Raw genomic sequence first — 18288 nt, 5'->3', positions numbered from 1 at the left:
CTGCTGGGCGAGCCGGCCATGCTCACCCGTGGTTTGTAGTACAAAGCATGACGAGTAACGTTGGCGCATGACTTCCGACGCCCTTGTGGATGCTCTCGTCCGCAGCACCTTCCAGGTGGTGGGCGTGCTCACCCGCATCGGAGCCGAGCGCGACCTCTCACTCACCCAACTGCGGGTCCTCGGCATCCTCCGCGACCGCCGCCCGCGTATGACGGAGCTCGCCGCGTTCCTCGGTCTGGACAAATCAACCCTGTCCGGCCTCATCGACCGGGCCGAACGCCGAGGGCTGGTGGCCAGGGGCAAAGACCCCCACGACCGCCGCGTCGTCGATGTGTTCCTCACCCAGGCCGGCCTGGAACTGGCGGAGCAGGTGTACGACGAGGTCCGGCGCGCACTGGCGCCGGTGACGAACCGGCTCGACCCGCAGGACCGCGACCAGCTCGTCCAGCTCCTGCGCGCTGTCCTGCCCTCCCCCGACTGAGGCCGTCCTCTCCCAATGGTTCGCCCCGGGATCAGTGGTCGATCCCGGGGCGATGCCGGACCGCGTCAGGCGAGGACGGCTTCGCCGGTGATCAGGAGTTCCACTCGCCGGTCATCTCGACGTAGTTCTCGCCACGGACCTGCTTGCCGTTGTACTTGCCGGTGAAAGCCGCTGTGGCCTCCAGGTAGCCGCTTCCGTCGGGAGTCTCGATCTCCTGGTCCGGATTTCCGGTGACCCGCACGTCGAGCTCGGACTGCAGGGCGGGAATCCGGATGCGCCAACGGGTGGGGTACGTCTGGCCGGTGGCCGGACTGGTCCACTGCCGGGAGGCGCCCTGCGCGAGCGGCTCGACGTCCACCACGTCGTAGGAGCCGTCCGGATGGAGGACCGTCGCCCAACTGTCCTTGGACTTGGCGCCGATCGTGTCCCAGATGGCGACCTTGTCGCCGTTGGGCATGCTGAGGTTCATCCACGTCCACCGGGTCAGCGACGTCGGCATCTCGCCCCATTGCCTGTCCAGCCAGGAGGTGCCCCTGATCGTGTGCTTCTCGCCATCGACGACGAGCGTTCCGGACGTCCGCATCTCCGGGAGCGCGAACTCGTAGTTCGGCACGCCGTCGGCCAGGTTGAAAACGCCGGTCGAGGCGTAGTTCATGGCCGGGCCGGTGGGCACGAGCTGGACGTCGAGAGATCCCCACGGCGTCTGGACCTGCACCGACTGGCGGACGGAGTCACCCGTCCAGCTCAGCCCCGGCGCCTTGATGTCGAGCTTGCCCTCGCTCCACCGATAGTCCTTCGGCTCGACCATCGCCGCGTAGTCCTTGTACCACCCGGTGGTCTTGTTGATCACCGAGAGCGTCCAGCGGTACGCGGCCTCGTCCCTGTTCGGGAGGATCCGCGTGTGGACCTGAATACCGAACTCCTGACCGTTCGCCTTCACCGAGCTGGTGAAGTAGATCGAGTCGAACCAGGTCTGCTGGGGCCCGGCCGCGTGCCGTCCCAGGTCGGCCGCGGCATCGACCAGGGCCGGGATCCCGGACGTGGCGGAGCGGGCGGTCGGTGTCGCGGACGGGACGGTCGCCTGGGCCGAAGAGCCGACGAACGTACCGAACGCCAATACCCCTGCCGCGGTGACCAGGGCTGCCGCTCGGCGCTTGGTCCCGATTGCGGGCATGAGGATTCCTCCTTGTATCAGGGGTGGACGAGACCGTCGCTCACCCACCGGCGCCGACCGGCAAAGCCCGCAGATGATCACTATCGTCGCGGAGTCACCTCTGGCCGGGCATTGATTCGTAATGCCAACAACTTCATATTGGTTGGTATTGCAAACCATGTCAAGCGCAGTGTGGGCCCGCCTCACTCACGGGGTGACCAGGCGGTCAGGAAGGCGACGCCACAGAGGCCGGGCGCGAACGCTGAAGCGCCCCCGCTCCTGCGATCCGAGTCGGGAGCGGGGGCCGGCTGGGCCTGTCGTCAACGTGTCACAGCCGCATCAGTGGAGCGGCCAGGGTGACGGCGGCTTGATGAGAACGAACGGTCGTGCAGTAGCGGGTGGCGATGCCACGCCGGCGTGGCTCATGGGATCGCGAGCGCGCCGTGATCGCCGTGATCGCCGTGATCGCCGTGATCGACGTGATCGCCGTGATCGACGTGATCGCCGTGATCGACGTGATCGACGTGATCGCCGTCAGGTCCCCTCACCCAAGGCCCTGTCGCGGGCGGCCTTCGCCTCCTCGCCGACCAGGTAGTGGGCGGTGGTGCCCGGCAGAGTGGGCAGTTCGGCCCAGTGGGTGATCGGGTCGTCGCAGATCTGCGGGTCGTCACCATCCCGGCCGTAGGGCGGGCGGACGTAACCGTCAAAGTCGACGAAGCAGTCGTTGTACTCACGCCCGTCCTCATCGAAGTGACGGGTCACGAAGGACATCGGCATCACCAGCCAGAATTCCTTCCCGGCGATCGGATCCTCCTCGTCCGCGCCGGCCGCGAAACGGCCCGTGATCGCGGCGGCCACGGTCGTTCCGTCCTCCGGCAGCCTCTCCCGCGAGTCCACCCATTCCACTTCCGCGCGCATGCCCATCCCCGTTCCGATCTTTTGTCAGGTATGGCCATATTCGCATTCCTGCCCTTGTCCCGTCCGCTCCACGAGCGGAACGTGGAGCCCTGGACGCCTCCCGGCACGACCCTCGGGCGGACCTTCCTGCGCCACGGCGCTGACCAGACCGCCGGTCGGCCGAGGTTTCTCAGAGGGCGACCGAGCGCAGCAGTTGCTCCAGGCGCCGCTCGCCGTCGCGGGTCTGGGCGCCGGCCGCGAGCGCGCCGCGCAGCAGCTTCTCCGCGGCGGGCCGGGCGAACTGGCTCGCCCACGCCTCGTGCTCGCGCAGCATCCCGGCGGCCATGTCCTGCGGCGGCAGGGCGCTCTTGACGGCCGCGATCGTGCCGTCCGGCAGGTCCGCGATGTTACGGGCGAGCCGGTCGACGAACGCGTCGATCTCGTCGGCCGGCAGTGCGCGATTGACCCAGCCGTAGCGTTCGGCCGTCTGCGCGTCGAACAGATCCGCGCCGAGGACGATCTCCAGAGCGCGGTTGCGGCCGGCCCGGTCCAGCAGATACTGCGTGCCGCCGCCACCGGGCACGATGCCGCCCAGCACCTCCATCTGGCCGAGCCCGGCCCGGCCGATCGCCGCGAAACTCATGTCGGCCGCCGCGACGAACTCGGCCCCTCCGCCACGGGCCATCCCGGCCAGCTTGACGATCGTCACTTGGGGCTGGGTGCGCAGGGCCTCGCCGAGTGCCTGGAAGACGTTGAGCCCAGCCGGCGCCCCGGCGGTCGGGTCGGCGGCGGCCTCCTCGTCGTCCACGAGCGTCATGTCGACGTGGGCGATGAAGAACTCCGGGTCGGCGCTCTCGAACACGACGACCTTGGCCGTCTCGTCCTCCCGCAACGTGGTCAGCAGCGTCATCAGGTCGGCCATCATCGCCAGGCTGAGAACGTTCACGGGCGGGTTGTCGATGACGACCGTGACGACACCGCGGTCACGCGTCACGTGCAGGGTCGAAAAGGTGGGCTGAGTCACGCCGGGAACTCCGTTCGGAGGCGGCGACGGCAATGCCACAGTGGCCGCCGCGCCGCTAGGTATCTGATGTATACCTATGGTTGGGTGACCGCCGATGGGCGTCAATAACGCACTTTGAGCATCTCAGGAATCACGGAGGATACCTGGCGTGACCAAGACCACCGAGCCGGAGTGGGTCTTCCGCGCCGACTGCCCGACCCGTCCGATCCTCGACCAGATCGCGGACAAGTGGTCGATGATGACGATGGCGGTGCTGGCCGAGCCGAAACGCTTCAACGAGATCAAGCGCCGGCTTGAGGGAGTCACCCAGCGCGTGCTCACCCAGACCCTGCGCCGCCTGGAACGCAACGGCATGATCGAACGCCGTGTCCTGCCGACCTCGCCCGTAGGGGTGGAGTACTCTCTGACGCCACTCGGCGAGTCGCTGCGCGAGCCGTTCTCGCACCTCTACACCTGGGCGGTCGAGCACGCCGACGACATCGTGGCCCGGCAGCGGGCCTACGACGCGCGCTCCGCAACTGCCCGCCCGCCCGGTGACGGTTGAGCGCTTGTCGGCCGTGATCCGGCACGGCGGGCCACGTTTTCATCTTGGGTGACTCCCCCGCCGGCCCCTGATGAGCGGTGGGACGCGCCCGGGGTGTGCGGCGAGGGCCGCACACCCCTGTTCAGAAGGTGGGGTTCAGAAGGTGGGGGTGATGTCCACGGTGGAGCCGCCGGTGGTGGTGTAGTCGCCCCCCTGGGACCAGGTGGTGTCGTTGATCAGCGGCTTGTACTGGAAGGACGTGCCGGACGGGATGCCGGCGACGGTGCACACCCACAGGTCGGAGGCCCTGTTGGCGCAGTCCTGCCCGGCGGTCCAGGACAGTGGGGCGGCCGAGCCGCGAATGGTGACCTTGTTGCCGTAACCCACGTCCTTGTGCACCCGGATGGTGGTCAGGGTGGGGAAGGCCGGGTAGATGTCGATGGTCTGGCCGCCCACGCCGGTGTAGTTGCCTCCGGTGGAGTGGTGGGTGTCGTCGATGAGCGGCTTGAACTGGAAGGTCTGCCCGGCGGGGATGCGCTCGAACTCGTACTCCCACACATCGGGCGCCACGTTGCGGGCCGCCCGGCCGCGGTCCCAGCGGAAGGGCGAGCCGTCACCGCGGATGGTGATGTTGTGGTCGGCGCCGGTGTTGTAGTGGACGCGGATCTTGGTGATGGTGCGGGCGGGCGGGGTGTAGGCGGAGACCGGGGCGCCGGGGGCGTACACCTTGGCCTCGTGCTCGCCGAGGGTGACGGTGATCTGCTTGCCGGTGACGCCGCCGGCCTGGACGGTCACGGTGTCGCCGGTGTTCATGAGGTTGGTCAGCACGGTGCCCACCGCTATGGGGCTCTCGGCGCGCAGCGGGATGGTCCGGGTCTGGGCGGTCCAACTGTTGGTCGCGGCCGTGATGGTCTCCTGGGTGCCGGAGATCCTGGAGAAGGCGTAGACGCTGGTGTCCTTCCACATCTCGCGCTGGGTGCCGGTGCGCAGCGGCGCGTAGGCCTTCTTCAGCTCGGTGAGGCGCTTGATGTGCTTGTAGATGGTGTGGTTCTCGTCGAAGGACGTCATGTCCTTGCGGTTGTCCTTGTTGGCGATCGGCTCTTCCCACGGGTTGAAGTTGCCGTCGTCGGCCTGCTCGGTGCCGTAGTAGATGACCGGGATGCCGCGGGCGGTGAGCATGAAGGTCAGCGCGCTGCGCAGGCGCTGGAAGTTGTCGCTGGCGCGTCCAGGCCGCCCAGGTCGCACAGCTCCAACTGGGCCTGGGTCATGGAGCCGTCGAAGTCGCAGTCGCCGATGTGGTGGAAATAGTTCGCGTTGTCCAGCGGCGGGGCGGGCTTGTAGGAGGGCGGGTTGTAGACGGTGGAGGTGCCCGCCAGATAGTCGGTGGTGTGGTTGGGCACCACGTCCAGGATCATCTTCAGGCCCTTGGCGTGCGCCGTGTCGATGAGCGTCTGAAGCTCGGCCGTGGAGCCGAAGTGGGTGTTCGGAGTGGCGAAGTTCTTGGTGAAGTAGCCGTGGTAGCCGGCCTCACCCTGGTCACGGCTGAGAGGTTCCTGCTCCGACACCGGTGAGATCCATATCGCGGTGACGCCCAGGTTCTTGATGTAGTCCAGCTTGGCGGTGAGTCCCGCCCAGTCGCCGCCGTGGTAGAACCCCAGGTCGTCGGGGTCGTATTCGCCGTTGCCGGTGTCGTCGTTGCTGGTGTCGCCGTTGTGGAAGCGATCGACGACGACGTGGTAGATGACGTCGCCTTCGGCCAGCGGCCCGGGTGAGGTCACGGCCCGCGCCGGCGGGGTGAACGCGAGCAGGGGGATGAGCAGCAGCAGGGCGGATAACAACCGTTTCATCAGTGGTTCCTCCCGTTCGTGGGCATGGCGGGATCGGCCCGTGGCGGCGCCGCGGGCCGGGAATCGGGCTCGGGTGGGTTAGCGGATCGGGCCGGTGGACTCGCGGATGATCAGGACGGTGTGCAGGACCTGGTGGGGATGCTGGGTTTCGCCGCGGATGGCGGAGATGAGGAAGTCACCCGCGACGCGGCCTTTGGCGATGATGGGCTGGCGGACCGTGGTGAGCCGGGGGCGGACCCAGGCGGCCTCCGGCTGGTCGTCGAAGCCGGTGATCGAGATCTGGCCGGGGATGTCGATGCCGAGATCGTGCATGGCGTCGATGGCGCCGACGGCGAGGATGTCGGAGAGGGTGACCAGGGCGGTGGGCGGCTCGTCCAGGAGCATGAGGTTCTTGGCGGCGTGGTAACCGTCCTCGCGGGTGCAGGGCACCTCGATCAGGGGCAGGTCGTCCATGGCCAGGCCGGCGCCGGCCAGGGCCTCGCGGATGCCGGCCATGCGCCGCGCGAGGGGGCCTCGGTAGCCGTACGCCTCCTTGTCGGGACCGGGGTCGAAGGAGATCACCGCGATGCGACGGTGGCCGAGGTCGAGCAGGTGCTGGACCACCTCCCGGGCGCCGGCCTGATCGTCGACGTCCACAGAGGGCACGCCCTCGGGCGGGTCGGAATCGACGAGGACGAAGGGGATGCCGCGCCGCCGCAGTTCGGCGACCTCACCGCGGTCCACCTCCAGCCCGCAGACCACGAACCCGTCCACGGCGGCGTACGGGATCGCCTTGAGCATGGAGTTGCGCAGTGGCGGGGTCAGCAGCAGCGTGAGCCCTTCGCGGTGACAGACCTGGCCGAGGCCGACGAAGAACTGCGAGTAGTACGGGTTCTCCATGATCTGCGGCAGGTCCTGGGGCAGCAGCACCCCGAGCGAGCGGGTGCGCCCCTGTTGCAGCATGCGCGCCACCGGATTGGGGGTGTAGCCGAGCTCTTTGGCCACCGCCAGGATCCGCTGCCGCGTGGAGTCGGCGATCTTGGCGGGGTCGTTGAAGGCGAAGGAGACCGCCGAGCGCGACACCCCGGCCGCCGCCGCGACGTCCTTGCTCGTCACCCGCGACTCAGTCGGGCCGGACAAAACGTACCTCCCACGGTCGTACGGCTACCGCCCTCAGCTTGACCTGCTCACCGCTGATCAGGTCGCGTCCGGTGCCCGCCCCCACGGCGAGTTGTTCGACGGCGTTGCCCCGGTTGGCGAGCACGAGCACCGTCTCGTCCGGGTGCGTGCGGGCCCGGACGATGACATTCTCCCCGGCCTGTACGGTGCTTTCGACCCCGCGGCGCAGCGCCACGTGATCGCGCCGCAGGCGGATCAGGGTCTTCAGCCAGGCGAGCGTCTCCTGGTCCCATTCGGCGCGATCCCAGGTCATGCAGCGGCGGCAGTCGGGGTCGTTGAAGCCGCGCAGGCCGATCTCGTCGCCGTAGTAGACCATCGGCGCGCCCTCGGCGGCCATCAGCAGGGAGAAGGCGAACCTGGCCGCGTGGGGCTCACCGCCGCATCGGGTGAGCACGCGTTCGGTGTCGTGGCTGCCCAGCAGGTTCAGCATCAGGCCCTTGGCCTCGGCGCCGATCTCGCCGGTGATCGTGTCGAGTTCGGTGGCCAGCCACTCGCCGCCGAGCCGGTGGTCGGTGACGAAGCCGAGGATGGCGTCGCGCAACCGGTAGTTCATGGCCCCGTCGGAGGTGTCGCCGCGCGTCCAGTCCGTGGCCGCCTCCCACACCTCCGCCACGATGTAGAGGTCGGGTGAGATGCCCTTGACGAGCCGGCGGAACTGCCGCCAGAACGGCAGGTTGTCCATCATGTACGGCACGTCCAGCCGCCAGCCGTCGATCCCCATCCGGGTCCACTTCTCGGCCGCCGCGAACAGGTGGTCGCGCACCTCGGGGTTGGTCACGTTCAGCTTCGGCAGGTAGTGGCAGCCGCTGCAGGTCAGGTAGGCGGGCTCGGGTTCGAACTGCTGGAAGGAGAACCAGTTCACATACCGCGAGGCCGGCCCGTTGCGCAGGACGTCCTGGAAGGCGGGGTGCCCGTCGCCGCAGTGGTGGAAGACGGCGTCCAGAACCACCTTGATGCCGTGCGCGTGCGCGGACTCCACCAGGCGGGCGAAGATCTCCTCGTCCCCCAGCACCGGATCGATGCGGAAATAGTCGGTCGTGTCGTATCGGTGGTTGGTGCGCGCCATGAAGATCGGCGTGAGGTAGAGCGCGGTGACGCCGAGATCGCGCAGGTGGTCCAGACGCGAGGCGATCCCGTCCAGGTCGCCGCCGCAGAACGTCTCGCGGGTCGGGGGAGTGCCCCACGGTTCCACGTACGTCGCCCGGCCGCTGGTGGCGAACCGGTCGGGGAAGATCTGGTAGAAGACGGCGTCACGTACCCAATCAGGTCCCATGGGCGGGTCACTCCTTCGATCCGGTGCCCGCGAGCCCGCGGACGAGAGCCTTCTGCAGGAACAGGAAGATCACGATCGCCGGTACGGCCGCCACGACCGTGCCTGCCATCAACAGGTGGGGATAGGGGCCGTACTTGCTGGTGAAGACCGACAGGCCGAGCTGGACGGTCCGGGTGGCGTCGTCGGCGGTGACCAGCAACGGCCACAGGAAGTCGTTCCAGCCGAACAGGAAGCTGAACACCGCCACCGTCGCCAGTGCGGGACGGCACAGCGGGACGACGACGTGCCACAGGATGCGCATCCGTCCCGCGCCGTCGACCAGGGCCGCCTCGTCCAGCTCCCGGGGCAGCGTCTGCATGTAGGTGCGCAGGACCACGATGCCGAACACGTCCGCCAGCCGGGGCACGATCAACGCCGCCCAGGAGTCGTACCAGCCCATCCGCACCACCAGGTCGAAGGCGGGCAGCATGGTCAGGAAGGTCGGCACCAGCATGGTCGCCACCAGCACCGCGAAGATCGTGTTGCGCAGCGGGAACCGCAGCCGGGCGAAGGCGTAGGCGGCCAGGGTGTCCAGGATCAGGTGACCTGCGACGATACCCAGCGTCATCACGGCGGTGTTGAGGTAGTAGCGGGCGAACGGCGCGGCCGACAGCGCCTCCGGGTAGTTGCCCCATTCGAACTCCAGCGGCCACATGTGCTGCACGTTCGGGAGGCTCTTCAGCGAGGTCGCCACCATCCAGGCGAACGGCGCCACCGTCACCAGCGAGGCGGCGCCCAGGACGAGGTGCCGCGGGTCCGGACGCCGCGGGGTCACGACCATCGCGCACCGCCTCCCTGCAGCCGCCAGTTCATCCAGCTCAGTCCCAGCACCAGGGCGAAACCGGCGTAGGCGATGGTGGCGGCGTAGCCGAACTCTCCCGAGGCGAACGCCGTCCGGTACACCAGGAAGCCCAGCACCTCGGTGCCGCCCAGCGGGCCGCCCTGGGTGAGCGCGTACACCAGGTCGAATCCCTGGAACGTCGCGATCAGTCCTTCCAGGATCACGAAGAACGTCATCGGCGCGAGCAGCGGGATCGTGATGTGCCGCAGCCGCCGCCAGCGGGTCGCGCCGTCGAGCGCGGCCGCCTCGTACAGGTGGGCCGGGATCGCCTGCAGCGCGGTCAGGTAGAGCACCACGTTGAGCCCCAACTGCTTCCAGGCCGTCAGCAGCGTCAGCGACACCAGCGCCAGCGACGGATCGCCGAGCCAGTTGAGACCGGCCGAGAACGGCCCATCGGGTTCGAACAGGTACTTCCACACCGTGGCGACGGCGATGGAGGAGGTGACCACGGGCAGGAAGAAGATCCCGCGGTACAGGGCGAGCCCTCGGATCGGGGCGTTGAGCAGCACGGCGAGCCCCAGTCCGGAGACGACCCCCAGGACCGTGACGCCGAGGCCGTACAGGATCGTGACCACCAGCGAGTTGCGGAACTCCGGGTCGGCGGCCATCTCGGCGTAGTTGGCCAGGCCGACGAAGGGCAGCTCCGGAGTGGCGCCGTTCCACGAGGTGAGGCTGAGCCGTCCGGTGGCGACGATCGGGTAGATCACGAAGGCGCCGATCACCGCCAGCGCCGGGGCCAGGCACAGCGCCGCGGTCCAGGTGTCGCCGCGCCTGCGGCGCCTGGCCGGGACGGCGCGCCTGAGGGCAGACGCGCCGGCCACCTGCGTCGTGATCACTGGCCGGCCGCCAGGATCGCGTTGACCTCGCGTTCGGCGTCGGCCAGCGCCGCCTCCACGCTCTTCTTGCCGTGCAACGCCTGCTCGACCTGCTTGGCGAAGGCCAGCGACACCTTGGGGTAGACCGGGCTGGCGGGCCGGGCCCGCGCGGTCGGCAGCGCTGCCACGAACGGCTTGCTCAGCGGGTCGATCGAGGCCAGATAGTCCTGGCTCTCCGCGACCGACCTGCGGGTGGGCAGGAACCCGGTCGTCTTGCTCCACTCCAGGTTCTGATCGGAGAACCAGGCCAGGAAGGCGGCGGCGGCCTTGGCGTCCTTGGCGGTGTCGAAGACCACCGCCTGCTCGCCGCCCATGTTGGTGGCGGGCCGGCCGCCCTCCGGATGGGGGATCGCCGCTGCGGCGAAGGGGAAGGGCGGCTGGTCCTTCCAGATCCCCACCATCCAGGAGCCCTCCTGCGCCGCGGCGGCCGCCCCCTTCTCGAACGCGCCCCACGGCCCCAGCGGGCTGGATCCGTCCTCGACCAGGTCGGTCCAGAACCTCAGGGCCTTGCGCCCGGCCTCGGAGTTGAAGGCGGCCCTGGTGTTGTCCGGGGTCAGGAACTCCCCGCCCGCCTGCCACAGGCTCACCTGGAAGTTCCAGGTCAGGCCCTCGCCGCTGTCACCCGGCTGGGTGAACAGCTCAAAGCCCGGCTTACCGGTCTTGTCGAGGATGGTCTTGGCGGCTCGCCTGAGCTCCTCCCAGGTCGCCGGTGGCGCCTTCGGGTCCAGCCCCGCCTGCGTGAACAGGTCGGTGTTGTACAGCATGGCCAGGGTGTTGGCCGACACCGGCACCGACAGTCGCTTGTCTCCGGACGCCCCGAACTTCAGCATCTCCGGGAAGATGTCCGACCAGATCCTGTCCGGAACGAGTGGCTTGAGATCGACCAGGTGGCCGGTGGCGGCCAGCCGCGGCACCCACACCAGGTCGCCGATCGCCAGGTCGGGCAGGGTCCGACTGGCCGCCCCGGTCTGCAACTTGGTCAGCATTTCCGCGCTCGGGACGTTGACGAGCTTGAGCTTGACGCCGGGATGTTGCTGCTCGTAGCGCTGGGCGAGGGCTTGGAAGGTCTGCGCGTTGGCGCCGTCCCAGTAGTGCCACACGGTCAGCTCGCCGGCGGCGGTGGGCGATTCGGACGAGGGTCCGCAGGCTGTGGCCGTCAGCAGAGCGGACGCCAGCAGGGCGGTAAGACGTAGCAGCCGCATCGTGGGCTCCGTCGGGGGTGGGAAACGTGTTTCTAACTCGTGTTAATAGACCGTTTACCTCGGCAGCGTCAAGCCCCCCGAGCCTGATCGTTCGCGGCCTCCGCCCCGCCCGCGCGGCCCTACCCGAGACCTGGAGGGCAGGGACCGGTGGAGGCGCGGATGACCAACTCCGGATCGAAGAGCCGCTCACCGCCGTGGTTCGCCCGTCCCTTGACCAGCTCGGCCAGCGCCCGCGCGGCGGCGGCGCCGATGGCGAGCACCGGCTGGCGCACCGTCGTCAGAGCGGGGTCGGTGAAGGGCATCAGCAGCGAGTCGTCCGCGCCCACGACCGAGACGTCCTCGGGGACGCGCAGGCCCTGGCGGCGGGCCGCCCGGATCGCGCCGAGTGCCATCAGGTCGCTGCCGCACACCAGTGCCGTCGCACCCCGTTCCAGCAGGCGTGTCGCGGCGGACTGGCCGCCCGGGATGTCGAAGGACGCCAGCTCGATCAGCTCGCCGGTGCCGGGCCCGGCGAGCTGGCGCATCGTGAGGCGGAAACCGGCCAGCCGGCGCTGGACGGTGGAGTAGCGGTCCGGGCCGCTGAGGAAACCGATGCGCCGGTGTCCCAGCCGGATCAGGTGCTGCACGGCCAGCCGCCCGGCGAGGGCGTCGTCGCACGACAGGGAGGGCGCGCGAAGACCGGGCACCTGCCCGTTGACCAGGACGAACGGCACCCCCTGGCGTTCGAGGTCGTCGTACCGGGAGCGGTCGATGCGGGTGTCGGCGTGCAGGCCGGAGACGAAGACGATCCCGGACACCTTGCGGTCGAGCAGCATGCCGACGTACTCGTCCTCCCCGGAGCCCTCCGGTGTCAGCGTGCCGAGCATGGTCGTGAACCCGTGCCTGGCGAGGTTGGTCTCGATGACCTCGGCGTAGAGGGGGAAGATCGGGTTCTGCAGTTCCGGGACGATGAGGCCGACGAGCCCGAAGCTGCGCGGGCGCAAGGTGCTGGGCCGTTCGTAGCCGAGCGATTCGAGCGCGGCCATGACCGCCATGCGGGTCCGTGCGCTCACACCCGGGCGCTCGTTGAGCACCCGTGAGACCGTGGCCTTGCTCACTCCCGCCTGCCTGGCGATCTGCTCAAGTCGTGCCGCCATCATCGCTGTTTCCGATCAGTTCGTTGGAACGCCGCAAGGCATCTTGAAACATATCCGCAATTTTCTGCAACGTCTTCCAGGCGGGGAGACCGGCTGTTAACTTCGGGCCACGCCGTGCGGTTACCCCCCTTTTCTCGGGCCTCGGCCTGTCTCACCTGGAGCAATGCATGCGCAGATCATTTGTCGTGCTGGCCGCCTGCCTGTCGCTGACCGCCTGCGGTGGCACCGCGGCGGACAGGAAACCGGGAGACGCGTCAGCGGGCGAGCAGTCGGCGGCGTCGGCCACGTTGACCATCTGGGCCGATCAGAAACGGTCGGAGACCCTCAAGCCCTTCGCCGAGGCGTTCGCCGAGGAGAACGGCGTCAAGGCCGAGATCGTCGTGGTCGCGCAGGGCCAGCAGCAGACCTTCGTCACCGCGTCGCAGGCGGGCAAGGGCCCTGACGTCCTCGTCGGTGCGCACGACTGGATCGGCAACCTGGTCCAGAACGGGCTCATCGAGCCGATCCACATGACCGAGGACCAGCAGTCGGGCTACGTGGACGTGGCCCGCAAGGCGGTGACGTACGACGGACAGGTCTACGGCGTGCCGTACGCGGTGGAGAACCTGGCGCTGTACCGCAACACCGACCTCGTCCCCGACGCGCCCGCGACCTTCGACGAACTCATCGCCACCGGGCGCGAGCTGAAGGAGAAGGGCGAGGTCGAGCAGATCGTGGGCTACCCGATCAGCCAGCAGAACGGCCAGTCGGGCGACACCTACCACATGTACCCGCTGTACACCTCCGGTGGCGCCCACCTGTTCGGGACCAAGCCCAACGGCGACCCCGACCCCGCCGACCTCGGCGTGGGCACCCCCGCCTCGATCGCCGCGTTCAAGAAGATCGCCGCACTCGGCGAGAAGGGCGCCGGCGCGCTGAAGCGCTCGTTCACCTCCGACAACTCCGCCGCCATGTTCGTCCAGGGCAAGACCGCGTTCCTGGTGGCCGGGCCCTGGCGGCTCACCGAGGTCCGTACGGCGGGCGTGAAGTACGACGTCACGCCGGTGCCGGCGTTCAAGGACGGCGACCCGGCCCGCGGCTTCGTGGGCGTCCAGGCGTTCTTCGTGGCCAGCAAGGGCAGGAACAAGGCCCTGGCGCAGGAGTTCGTGACCAACACCCTCGCCTCCGCCGACGTCGCCAAGGCCCTGTTCGACGCGGAGCCGCGCATGCCCGCGCTCAAGACCGCCCTGGAGTACGCCGCCGCGAAAGACCCCGATGTCGCCAAGTTCGAGGCCGCCGCCAGGGACGGCGTCCCGCTGCCCGCGATCCCGCAGATGGTCGCGGTGTGGCAGCCGTTCAACGCCCTGATCCACTCCATCGTCAAGGGCGACCCGGTCGAACCGGCCGTCAAGGCGGCCGGCAAGGCCATCGCCGAACAGCTCGGGCAGACGGAATGACCGTGACGCACGGCCCCCGGAGCCGGCCCCGCCGCGCCGTTCCGTCCCGTGAGGGCGCCGGCCGGGACCGGTTCCCCGGGCCCGGCTCCACCGCGGCGACGCTGGGCCGGGTGCTCGCCCTCGGTCTGATCATCGGAGTGGCGTTGTGGGCCGCCGCGCCGCTGGTGTCGGCCCGCCAGTGGATCGGCGTCGGCATCGTCGCAGGGGTGACCGCGCTGGCCGTCTACGTCTACATGTCACCGCGGCGGCTGCCCGCCAAGTACCTGCTGCCCGCCACGCTGCTGCTGGTCGCGTTCCAGGTGTTCCCCGTCCTGTACACGATGTCGCTGGCGCTCACGAACATCGGCGACGGTCACCTCGGCACCAAGCAGGAGGCGATCGCCGCGATCGAGGCGTCCTCCGTACGCCGGGAGCCCGGCTCGGCCGAGTACCGGCTGACGGTGGCCGAGACGGACGGCTCGCTCGTCTTCCTGCTGGCCGACCCCGCCCGGCGCAGGGCGTACGCGGGGACCGAGGACGGGCTGCGCGAGATCAGGGGCGCGTCCTTCGGCGCCGGAGGACGCGTCACGGCGGCGGAGGGATACACGGTCCTGACCCCGGCCCAGGCCGCCGCACGCGGTGAGGAGGTCAGCTCCTTCGCCGTGCCGGTGGACGGCGGGGCAATCCGCGCCCAGGGCCTGACCCGGGCGTACGAGGGCAGGGCGACGCTCGGCTACGACGTGGGCTGCGACTGCGTGAGCGACGGCACCACGACCTGGCGGGCCGACGACGAGCGGGGCAGGTTCACCGCCCCGGACGGCACCTCGCTGGCCCAGGGCTGGAAGGTCGGCGTCGGGTGGGCCAACCTGACCGCCGCGCTCACCAACCCGAAGATCAACACGCACTTCCTCGGCGTGTTCGTCTGGAACCTCTGCTACGCCATCGCGGTGGTCGGGCTGACGGCCGCGCTCGGGGTGGCCGCGGCCCTCGTGCTGCACCACCCGCGCATGCGCGGCGTACGGATCTACCGGACGCTGGTCGTGCTGCCCTACGCCATGCCGGCCTTCGCGATGCTGCTCGTCTGGCGCGACATGTTCAACACCGACTTCGGCCTGGTCAACCGGATGCTCGGCGTGGACGTGGACTGGCTCGGCACGCCGCTCACCGCGCGGGTCTCGGTGCTGCTGGTGCAAGTGTGGCTGGGCTTCCCGTACATGTTCCTGGTGGCCACGGGCGCGCTGCAGACGATCCCGGCCGAGTATCTGGAGGCGGCGCAGGTGGACGGCGCGACCGCGTGGCAGCGGTTCCGCGTGGTCACCCTGCCGTTGCTGCTGCTCGCGCTGGCACCGCTGCTCGTCTCGTCCTTCGCCTTCAACTTCAACAACTTCAACGGCGTCTTCCTGGTGACCGCCGGCGGGCCTTTCCCATCGGACAACCCGACGGTCGGGGCGACCGACCTCCTCATCACCTACACGTTCCGGCTCGCCTTCGGCGAGCAGGGCGCGCAGTACGGCCTGGCCTCGGCGATCTCCATCTACGTCTACCTGATCGTCGCCGTGATCTCGATCATCGGGTTCCGCCGCACCAGGGCCTTCAAGGAGGTGAGCTGATGCGCGGCATGGTCGTGCGGCATGCCGCCGCGATCGCCGTCACGGCGTTCGCCGTGCTGCCCATCGTGTTCGTGCTCTCCGCCGCGCTCGACCCGATCGGGACCCTGAACTCGGCCACCCTCGTCCCGCGCGGCGCCGGGCTCGGCAACGCCGTGAAGCTGTTCACCACCACGCCCTTCTGGACGTGGTACCGGAACTCGGTGGTCGTCTCCGCGCTGACCGCCGTGCTGTCGGTCGCGGTCGCGGCGCTGGCGGCCTACGCCTTCAGCAGGTTCCGCTTCGCCGGACGGCGGGCGGGGCTGGCGAGTCTCCTCGTCATCCAGGCGTTCCCGCAGTTCCTGGCCATCGTCCCGCTTTACGTGATCTTCAGCACGATCAGCGACAACTGGCCGGAGTTCGGGCTCAACAGCGTCTGGGGCGTCGTCCTGCTCTACATCGGGGGACAGGTCGGCGTGAACACCTGGCTCATCAAGGGCTTCTTCGACTCGATCCCGAGAGAGCTGGACGACGCCATGCTCATCGACGGGTGCAGCCACACCCAGGCGTTCCGCCGGGTGGTGCTGCCCCTGGCGGCCCCGGTGCTGGCGATCAGCGGCCTGCTGGTGTTCATCGCCACCATCAACGAGTTCCTCATCGCGAGCGTCTTCCTGACCGGAGACGACGCGCGCACCCTGGCGGTGGGCCTGTTCGGCCTGCTGGCCGACCAGCGTAACGCGAATTTCGGCATGTTCGCCGTCGGCACCCTGCTCACCGCGATACCGACGGTCGCGGTCTTCCAGTTCCTGCAGCGATACATCGTCCACGGGCTCACCGCGGGCGCAGTGAAAGGATGACTCATTTGCTCGATCGGGGATTCCACCACGACGGCTCCGCCGACCACGTGAGCACGCTCACGCCGGAGCCCGGTGAGACCGTCACCGTGTTCCTCCGCACCCCCAAGGACCACAGGACGGGCGTGCACGTGCGCTCGACGCCCGACGGCGAACCGCACTTCACCGAGGCGGTGGTGGACCGGGAGACGCGGGACGAGATCTGGTGGCGGGCCGATGTCGTCGTCCGCAACCCGGTGACGCGCTACCGCTTCCTGCTCACCGGCCACGGCGGCTACCGCTGGCTCAACGCGGCGGGCCTGCACGACCACGACGTCCCCGACTCGGGGGACTTCCGGCTGCTGTCCTACGCGGCCCCGCCTGCCTGGGCGGCCGACGCGATGGTGTACGAGATCTTCCCCGACCGCTTCGCCCGTTCCGGAGCGCAGCGGGCGTACCCCGACTGGGCGGTCCCGGCCGCCTGGGACGACCCGGTCGCCGGAGCAGGGCCGCTGACGACCGTCCAGCTCTTCGGCGGCGACCTGGACGGCGTGACGGCACACCTCGCGCACGTGGCGGGCCTCGGGATGAACACCCTCTACCTGACCCCGGTCTTCCCCGCGCCGTCCAACCACCGCTACAACGCCTCCTCCTTCACCGAGATCGACCCGCTGCTGGGCGGCGACGCCGCCTACCGCACCCTGATCGACGAGGCGCACCGGCGGGGCATCCGCGTCCTCGGCGACCTCACCACGAACCACTGCGGCTCCACCCACCCGTGGTTCACCGCGGCGGCACGCGACAAGGACGCCGCGGAACGGGAGATGTTCCACTTCGGCGACGACGCGCTCGGCTACGAGGCGTGGATGGGCGTGGCCTCGCTGCCGAAGCTGAACTGGACCAGCGAGCGCCTCCGCCGTCTCATGGCCGACGACGCCGAATCCGTCGTACGCAGGTGGCTCCGCTTCGGCCTGGACGGCTGGCGGATCGACGTCGCCAACATGACCGGACGCCTGCGCGGAATCGACCTCACCCGTGAGGTCGCGGCCCGCATCCGGCACGCCGCCGCCGAGGAGAACCCCGAGTCGGTGCTCATCGCCGAACACGCCCACGACGCCTCGGCGGACCTCGACGGCGACGGCTGGCACGGCACGATGAACTACGCCGGCTTCACCCGGCCGGTATGGTCCTGGCTACGCGGCCCGGAGGTCCGCCTGCCCTTCCTCGGCCTGCCGGCGCCCATCCCCCGCCTCGGCGCGGACCATGCCGTACGCACCATGCGCGCCTTCGCCGCCCTGACGTCCTGGCGCTCGCTCGTCCACTCCTGGTCGATCCTCAGCTCGCACGACACCGCTCGAATTCGCACCGTGTGCGGCGGGGACGAGGCGCTGGTGGAGGTCGCCGCCGGCCTGCTGTTCACCCTGCCGGGCACCCCGATGGTCCTCGCCGGAGACGAGCTCGGACTGGAGGGCGCCTGGGCCGAGGACGGCCGCCGGCCGATGCCCTGGCATCGCCCGGACTCGTGGCGAACCGGCACCCTGGACGCCTACCGCCGCCTCGCGACCCTGCGCCGGGACGAGCCGGCCCTACGGCACGGCGGCCTGCGCTGGCTCCACGCCTCCGCCGACGCCCTGGCCTTCGTCCGCGAACGAGCGGGGGAGCGCCTGCTCGTACTCGCCGCCCGCGCGGCCCACGACCCCGTACGCCTGCCCCTCGGAGTCGCCGGCACCCCACGACACGGAGGCCCCGAAATCACCCCCGCCCCGGACGGAACCGTCACCCTGCCCGCCGACGGCCCGGCCTTCCACGTGTGGCGACTCGAAAACAGCCGTTAGCCCAAGCGACACTTGACCGGGCGAGCCCGTCGAGGGGGTGATGCGGCAGCGGCCCACGTGCGGGAGGCGAGCGCCGCCCCGGTCAGCGCGACGCCCATCTCCCCGCACACCCGTCGTTATTGTCAGCAAGACCAGGGACGGCCTGGAGGCGGCCCGCCGCCGCGGCCGGG

Annotated in this window: 17 protein-coding genes; 6 read left to right on the top strand and 11 right to left on the bottom strand. The window is 69.6% G+C overall.

Annotated elements, in window-relative coordinates:
* Window positions 1-67: 67 nt before the first annotated feature.
* Complete coding sequence (locus tag HNP84_RS01390) at window positions 68-481, top strand: MarR family winged helix-turn-helix transcriptional regulator (protein ID WP_185047463.1); 414 nt, start codon at window positions 68-70, stop codon at window positions 479-481.
* 91 nt (window positions 482-572) lie between these two features.
* Here the strand turns inward: HNP84_RS01390 and HNP84_RS01385 are convergent, their stop codons facing one another.
* From HNP84_RS01385 to HNP84_RS01375, 3 genes are all read right to left on the bottom strand, one after another.
* A complete protein-coding gene (locus HNP84_RS01385) occupies window positions 573-1655 on the bottom strand; it encodes a lipocalin-like domain-containing protein (RefSeq protein WP_185047462.1) in 1083 nt (360 codons plus the stop codon).
* Between the two features lie 513 nt (window positions 1656-2168).
* Window positions 2169-2558, bottom strand: coding sequence for an AQJ64_40280 family protein (locus HNP84_RS01380; protein WP_221335731.1), 390 nt, complete (start codon window positions 2556-2558; stop codon window positions 2169-2171).
* Window positions 2559-2721: 163 nt separating this feature from the next.
* A complete protein-coding gene (locus HNP84_RS01375; protein WP_185047461.1) occupies window positions 2722-3555 on the bottom strand; it encodes an enoyl-CoA hydratase/isomerase family protein in 834 nt (277 codons plus the stop codon).
* Between the two features lie 148 nt (window positions 3556-3703).
* Between HNP84_RS01375 and HNP84_RS01370 the strand changes: the two genes are divergently transcribed.
* On the top strand, window positions 3704-4099 hold the full coding sequence (locus tag HNP84_RS01370; RefSeq protein WP_221335730.1) for a winged helix-turn-helix transcriptional regulator: 396 nt from the start codon (window positions 3704-3706) through the stop codon (window positions 4097-4099).
* 135 nt (window positions 4100-4234) lie between these two features.
* Here the strand turns inward: HNP84_RS01370 and HNP84_RS50920 are convergent, their stop codons facing one another.
* From HNP84_RS50920 to HNP84_RS01335, 8 genes are all read right to left on the bottom strand, one after another.
* On the bottom strand, window positions 4235-5323 hold the full coding sequence (locus HNP84_RS50920; protein WP_221335729.1) for a CBM20 domain-containing protein: 1089 nt from the start codon (window positions 5321-5323) through the stop codon (window positions 4235-4237).
* The gene (locus HNP84_RS50915) at window positions 5263-5925 is read right to left on the bottom strand and encodes an alpha-amylase family glycosyl hydrolase (protein WP_221335728.1); all 663 of its coding nucleotides are present in this window, start codon (window positions 5923-5925) and stop codon (window positions 5263-5265) included. The genes HNP84_RS50920 and HNP84_RS50915 overlap by 61 nt, the downstream gene beginning before the upstream one ends.
* Window positions 5926-6003: 78 nt before the next feature.
* Entirely contained in the window at window positions 6004-7020 is a 1017-nt protein-coding gene (locus HNP84_RS01360) for a LacI family DNA-binding transcriptional regulator (protein ID WP_221335727.1), read from the bottom strand.
* 7 nt (window positions 7021-7027) lie between these two features.
* Complete coding sequence (locus tag HNP84_RS01355) at window positions 7028-8356, bottom strand: glycoside hydrolase family 13 protein (protein WP_185047459.1); 1329 nt, start codon at window positions 8354-8356, stop codon at window positions 7028-7030.
* A 7-nt stretch (window positions 8357-8363) separates the two neighbouring features.
* Complete coding sequence (locus HNP84_RS01350; protein ID WP_185047458.1) at window positions 8364-9176, bottom strand: carbohydrate ABC transporter permease; 813 nt, start codon at window positions 9174-9176, stop codon at window positions 8364-8366.
* Window positions 9167-10057 (bottom strand): carbohydrate ABC transporter permease, encoded by an 891-nt coding sequence (locus tag HNP84_RS01345; RefSeq protein ID WP_185047457.1) that lies wholly within the window; start codon window positions 10055-10057, stop codon window positions 9167-9169. Before HNP84_RS01345 ends, HNP84_RS01350 begins: the two co-directional genes overlap by 10 nt.
* An 11-nt stretch (window positions 10058-10068) precedes the next feature.
* On the bottom strand, window positions 10069-11313 hold the full coding sequence (locus HNP84_RS01340; protein WP_185047456.1) for an ABC transporter substrate-binding protein: 1245 nt from the start codon (window positions 11311-11313) through the stop codon (window positions 10069-10071).
* Window positions 11314-11432: 119 nt separating this feature from the next.
* The gene (locus tag HNP84_RS01335) at window positions 11433-12452 is read right to left on the bottom strand and encodes a LacI family DNA-binding transcriptional regulator (protein WP_246517698.1); all 1020 of its coding nucleotides are present in this window, start codon (window positions 12450-12452) and stop codon (window positions 11433-11435) included.
* Between the two features lie 164 nt (window positions 12453-12616).
* Here HNP84_RS01335 and HNP84_RS01330 point away from each other — a divergent pair, with 164 nt between their 5' ends.
* The 4 genes from HNP84_RS01330 to HNP84_RS01315 are packed head-to-tail and all read left to right on the top strand — an operon-like array spanning window position 12617 to window position 18118.
* Window positions 12617-13885 (top strand): sugar ABC transporter substrate-binding protein, encoded by a 1269-nt coding sequence (locus tag HNP84_RS01330; protein ID WP_185047455.1) that lies wholly within the window; start codon window positions 12617-12619, stop codon window positions 13883-13885.
* Window positions 13882-15474 (top strand): ABC transporter permease subunit, encoded by a 1593-nt coding sequence (locus HNP84_RS01325; protein ID WP_185047454.1) that lies wholly within the window; start codon window positions 13882-13884, stop codon window positions 15472-15474. Before HNP84_RS01330 ends, HNP84_RS01325 begins: the two co-directional genes overlap by 4 nt.
* Window positions 15474-16307 carry a sugar ABC transporter permease gene (locus HNP84_RS01320; protein ID WP_185047453.1) on the top strand — a complete coding sequence of 278 codons (834 nt, stop codon included), beginning with the start codon at window positions 15474-15476 and terminating at the stop codon, window positions 16305-16307. The genes HNP84_RS01325 and HNP84_RS01320 overlap by 1 nt, the downstream gene beginning before the upstream one ends.
* Before the next feature lie 5 nt (window positions 16308-16312).
* The gene (locus HNP84_RS01315; RefSeq protein WP_221335726.1) at window positions 16313-18118 is read left to right on the top strand and encodes an alpha-amylase family glycosyl hydrolase; all 1806 of its coding nucleotides are present in this window, start codon (window positions 16313-16315) and stop codon (window positions 18116-18118) included.
* Window positions 18119-18288: the final 170 nt, after the last annotated feature.

This window comes from Thermocatellispora tengchongensis (assembly GCF_014202315.1).
In the GTDB taxonomy this organism is placed as follows: domain Bacteria; phylum Actinomycetota; class Actinomycetes; order Streptosporangiales; family Streptosporangiaceae; genus Thermocatellispora; species Thermocatellispora tengchongensis.
Note: the sequence above shows the minus strand (reverse complement) of the source record. Positions and strands in the feature narration are given on the sequence as shown.

Coding starts and splice junctions, on each gene's coding strand:
- HNP84_RS01320 (WP_185047453.1), top strand. CDS start 15,474: ATGCGCGGCATGGTCGTGCGGCATGCCGCCGCGATCGCCGTCACGGCG.
- HNP84_RS01380 (WP_221335731.1), bottom strand. CDS start 2,558: ATGGGCATGCGCGCGGAAGTGGAATGGGTGGACTCGCGGGAGAGGCTG.
- HNP84_RS50915 (WP_221335728.1), bottom strand. CDS start 5,925: ATGAAACGGTTGTTATCCGCCCTGCTGCTGCTCATCCCCCTGCTCGCG.
- HNP84_RS01340 (WP_185047456.1), bottom strand. CDS start 11,313: ATGCGGCTGCTACGTCTTACCGCCCTGCTGGCGTCCGCTCTGCTGACG.
- HNP84_RS01350 (WP_185047458.1), bottom strand. CDS start 9,176: ATGGTCGTGACCCCGCGGCGTCCGGACCCGCGGCACCTCGTCCTGGGC.
- HNP84_RS01335 (WP_246517698.1), bottom strand. CDS start 12,452: ATGATGGCGGCACGACTTGAGCAGATCGCCAGGCAGGCGGGAGTGAGC.
- HNP84_RS01330 (WP_185047455.1), top strand. CDS start 12,617: ATGCGCAGATCATTTGTCGTGCTGGCCGCCTGCCTGTCGCTGACCGCC.
- HNP84_RS01390 (WP_185047463.1), top strand. CDS start 68: ATGACTTCCGACGCCCTTGTGGATGCTCTCGTCCGCAGCACCTTCCAG.
- HNP84_RS01355 (WP_185047459.1), bottom strand. CDS start 8,356: ATGGGACCTGATTGGGTACGTGACGCCGTCTTCTACCAGATCTTCCCC.
- HNP84_RS01325 (WP_185047454.1), top strand. CDS start 13,882: ATGACCGTGACGCACGGCCCCCGGAGCCGGCCCCGCCGCGCCGTTCCG.
- HNP84_RS01385 (WP_185047462.1), bottom strand. CDS start 1,655: ATGCCCGCAATCGGGACCAAGCGCCGAGCGGCAGCCCTGGTCACCGCG.